Origin of the sequence: Coleofasciculus sp. B1-GNL1-01 (assembly GCF_040220235.1) — a bacterium.
Classification (GTDB): domain Bacteria; phylum Cyanobacteriota; class Cyanobacteriia; order Cyanobacteriales; family Coleofasciculaceae; genus Coleofasciculus.
On the sequence record NZ_JAVJTO010000125.1, the window covers coordinates 1 to 4,041 of the forward strand.

General features: G+C 43.8%; 2 protein-coding genes and 1 pseudogene. 2 read left to right on the forward strand and 1 reads right to left on the reverse strand.

The window, feature by feature from the left end; translation table 11 throughout:
• Nucleotides 1-125: 125 nt before the first annotated feature.
• Together RID53_RS30075 and RID53_RS30080 are read left to right on the forward strand one after the other, a co-directional pair.
• Nucleotides 126-497: a tetratricopeptide repeat protein gene (locus RID53_RS30075; protein WP_446391588.1), complete on the forward strand. Its 372-nt coding sequence runs from the start codon at nt 126-128 to the stop codon at nt 495-497.
• 680 nt (nt 498-1,177) lie between these two features.
• Nucleotides 1,178-3,460, forward strand: a complete 2,283-nt coding sequence (locus RID53_RS30080; protein ID WP_446391589.1) for a PAS domain S-box protein — start codon at nt 1,178-1,180, stop codon at nt 3,458-3,460.
• Nucleotides 3,461-3,754: 294 nt separating this feature from the next.
• Here the strand turns inward: RID53_RS30080 and RID53_RS30085 are convergent.
• Nucleotides 3,755-3,904 (reverse strand): annotated as a pseudogene (locus RID53_RS30085) (salt stress protein, Slr1339 family); the annotation flags it as partial.
• Between the last annotated feature and the right edge of the window lie 137 nt (nt 3,905-4,041).

Genomic DNA, 4,041 nt, shown 5'->3' on the forward strand with positions numbered 1-4,041 from the left:
CTCCGGAAAATAAAGCCACAAACTCGTGAAGAATTAGAATGTGCCATTGCTCAACATATTAGCATGGTCACTGATGAAAATTTGAAAAATTGGTTTATTCACTGCTGCTACTGTAGTCTATCAACTTGAAAACCGCTGTAAGTAAACACCTGCTGGGTGATAACCATTTATCTGTGGCAAGCAGTTTATCTGGGGCAAGCAGTTTGAACAATCTGACTCTACTCTACACATCACAGGGAAGGTATGGAGAAGCCGAACTTTTGTCTCTGCAAGCCTTAGAGTTGACAAAACGCCTGCTGGGTGATGACCATCCCAATGTAGCAGCCATTCTAAACAATCTGGCATATCTTTACTATTCACAGGGAAGGTATGGAGAAGCTGAACCTCGGTTGAAGCAAGCTTTAGAGTTGACAAAGCGCCTGCTGGGGGATGACCATCCCAATACAATCACTGTCCGTGAAAATTTGCGAGAAATGTGCGAACAATGGAATCAATAGCGTTTCTCCTTTGTATTAATTTATGACTACCCTGAAGTACCCATACATTTAAATTATTGAAAGAATAGTAATTACTGATGAAAGAGTGGCTAAATCTCCTTCATAATAGTAATATAAACAAATCCTTTTAGCTGCCACCACAAGACCGAAAATTGTTGGTTAAGACTGGAGGGAGAAGGATAACAGGTACAGACACAATCCGTTGTGCTTACAGGGAAAAAGTTGGTTTAGCCAGGACAACAGCACAGCTAGGAGCGTGTCGGCGTCGATCAGGATGCACTCAATCTCTAAGTTAACCCGCTCCGTGGAGTTACTCTCCCCTGCGGGAACAGCAAAGGGAAACGAGAAGGCTCTGCCGATATTTCTTAATTCAACCGACAACATTAGCATTTTTTATCAGCCATATCTTGCTAGTGCAAGAAGGCAGTGGTTCGACAGGACTTCGGCGTGAGCGCTCAGTCGAACGCTCACCAACCAGGCAGAAGGGAAGAACGCTTATACAGTAAGCTGTTGCACCTTTTTTAACTGGATAGTTATTTCCACCACACTGCACTTGAGAAAAGATTCACTCTAGTTCAATACAACTTGACTCGGATCAAGTGTTTGTGCTAAAAAAGAAGTTTTTTTAGAGAACTTCTCGATCCTGTCCACCTAGCTCATTACTCTTGTTGAGTTGAATTATGTCCTCAAGTCTAGCAACAACAATGGTAGAACGACCAACCTTTCTCGATTTAACTGAACTCGATCACCCTAACCTCCAGGGTTCAGAGCAAAATGCAGCAGGTTTAAGTCATCTTGTGACCAATATTCCTGGGGCGATTTACCGCCGCGCCGGGGATTCTCAGTGGACAACCCGATTTATTACTCCCGCCATTGAGGATATTTGCGGTTATCCCGCTAGTGATTTTATTAAGAATCGAGAACGGTCTTTGATTAGTATTATTCATCCTGATGATAAACCAATTATTGAACAAGCGCTTGAAAAACAGCTAACTCATAAACAGCCTTATTGGTTGGAGTATCGGATTGTGCGATCAGATGGATCTGTTGTTTGGATTTGTGACAAAGGACAGGGAATTTTTGACGAAACTGGACAACTTCTCTGGTTGGATGGAATCATCCTAGATATTAGCCAGCGTCAACCTGAGGGTCACGTTAGCCATACGATGCAACCGTCAGAAACTATTCAGGAATCTGACGCACTCTATCACTTGATGGTGGAAACAGCGTCAGAGGGGGTTTGGATGTTTGATGTGAACAGCCAAACCGTTTTTGCTAATTCTCGTATGGCGGAAATGTTGGGTTATCATGTTGAAGAAATGATCGGGCGATCGCTCTTTGATTTCATGGATGCAGAAAGTCGTCCTCTTTATTCAACTTATATCTTGCGTCGTCGCCACGGAATCCACGAGCGCCACCCGTTTAAGTTTCGCCGTAAAGATGGCTCAGAGTTATGGGCAATTGTGTCTGCTACGCCCATTTTAAACGCTCAGGGTGAGTTTGTTGGCGTGTTGAGGATGATTACCGATGTTAGCGATACCCATGAGGAATCCACCCAACGCCAACAGGCGGAAAATGCATTGCGAGAGAGTGAACGGCGATTCCGGGCTATTTTTGATGCAACGTTTCAATTTATTGGATTACTTAAACCCGATGGTACCGTTTTAGAAGCCAATCAAACCATGTTAAATTTTGGCGGATTACGGCGTGAAGACGTAGCAGGGCGTCCATTTTGGCAAACGAAATGGTGGAGTCATTCGCCGGAAATCCAGAACCAATTAAAAGATGCGATCGCGGCGGCGGCGATGGGTGAATTTGTGCGCTATGAAGTGGAGGTTGTTGGCGCGAATAACCAGGTAATCACGATTGATTTTTCCCTCAAACCTGTAACCGATGAAACCGGACAAGTGGTACTCTTGATTCCCGAAGGTCGCGATATTAGTGAGCAAAAGCAAACCCGAGAAGCCTTGCGCCAGTCGGAAAGCCGATTAAAACTCAAAAACAAAAAGCTCAAGCAAGTATTACGCCAACTGCAAAACACTCAAGCTCAACTGGTTCAAAATGAAAAAATGATCAGTTTGGGTCAGATGATGGCAGGTATCGCCCATGAAATTAATAATCCGATCAGCTTTATCTATGGCAATGTTACCTATGCTCAGGACTATGCCTTAGATTTGTTCAAATTACTCGAACTTTATAGCCAACACTATCCAGCACCTGTAGCCGAAATCCAAGATCAGATTGAGAGGATGGATCTGAATTTCTTAAAAGCAGACTTTCCTAACCTGCTCAATTCTATGCAAGATGGAGCAGAACGTATCCGGAAAATTATTCTGTCTTTACGCAACTTCTCGCGTTTAGATGAAGCAGAACAGAAGTTCGTCAATATTCATGATGGGATCGATAGCACTCTGCTTATTTTACAACATCGATTAAAAAAGACCGTCTTTCCCACAGAAATACAGATCATTAAAGACTATGGTCAACTTCCTCAGATTCAATGTTATCCCAGTCATCTCAATCAGGTGTTTATGAATTTACTCAATAATGCCATTGATGCCTTGGAACAGAAGAAAAAACATTATCGACATTTAGATGGAAACCAAACTATCACCATTCGTACTAGCGTTATCACTCCCGATCATCATTGTCTATCTACTCCAGTTGAAGACATCCATGGTAGTGGAAACAAGGCAGAGATTAGAGGAAATACAGCAGACGAAAATGATAGACATTCTGCTTCTGTAGTCATTCGCATTGCTGATAATGGCATTGGTATTTCCAAAACCTTACAAAAGCACATATTAGACCCGTTCTTTACGACTAAGCCTGTAGGCGTCGGCACAGGTTTAGGGTTATCGATCGCCCATGCCATTATTGTGGAAAAACATGGCGGTAAACTCAGCTATAGTTCCGAACCAGGTCAAGGAACAGAATTTATCATCGAACTACCAATACACTAACCTAGGAATTACAGCTCTTTGCGCTGTAATAAAGTACAGTAGATCAAAGTCCCCCTTGTCGATCCCCCTCCCGTCCCCCTTATAGATCCCCCTCCCGTCCCCCTTTAAAAGGGGGAAGCCAGAGGATGCTTCGCTTTTTTTGCATGGGGAAGCGGCATGGCTTCGCTAAACGCACTACAAGGCTTTCGCCATTATTGACATTAAGGTTTAAATGCCGAACAGCTTATTGATGATCACGTCGGTTCAAAACCCGCCCTCATCTCCCCCATCTTCCCCATCTTCCCCATCTCCCCCTCACGGCGTTTCCCGCAGCGCTTGCAGATAATCCATCGCGGCTTCCAGTTTGGAAGAATAGCTATAGGAAAACTCTTCAAACCAAAGCCCTTCCTCAGAATGGGGCTTCAAATTATTTAACCAGTCTTGGGCTTGTTGCTTCAGGGCTTGTCACTTGAACCATATCCTGTCCAAAGTGGAAGCATAAGCTGTCCGCCAACAAGGTAAAAACTCTGATGCTGTCGTCGGGAGAACAGGTACTTGAACAGCTAGGTAGAACCATAAGTTGTCCACAAGTTGAAATTGGA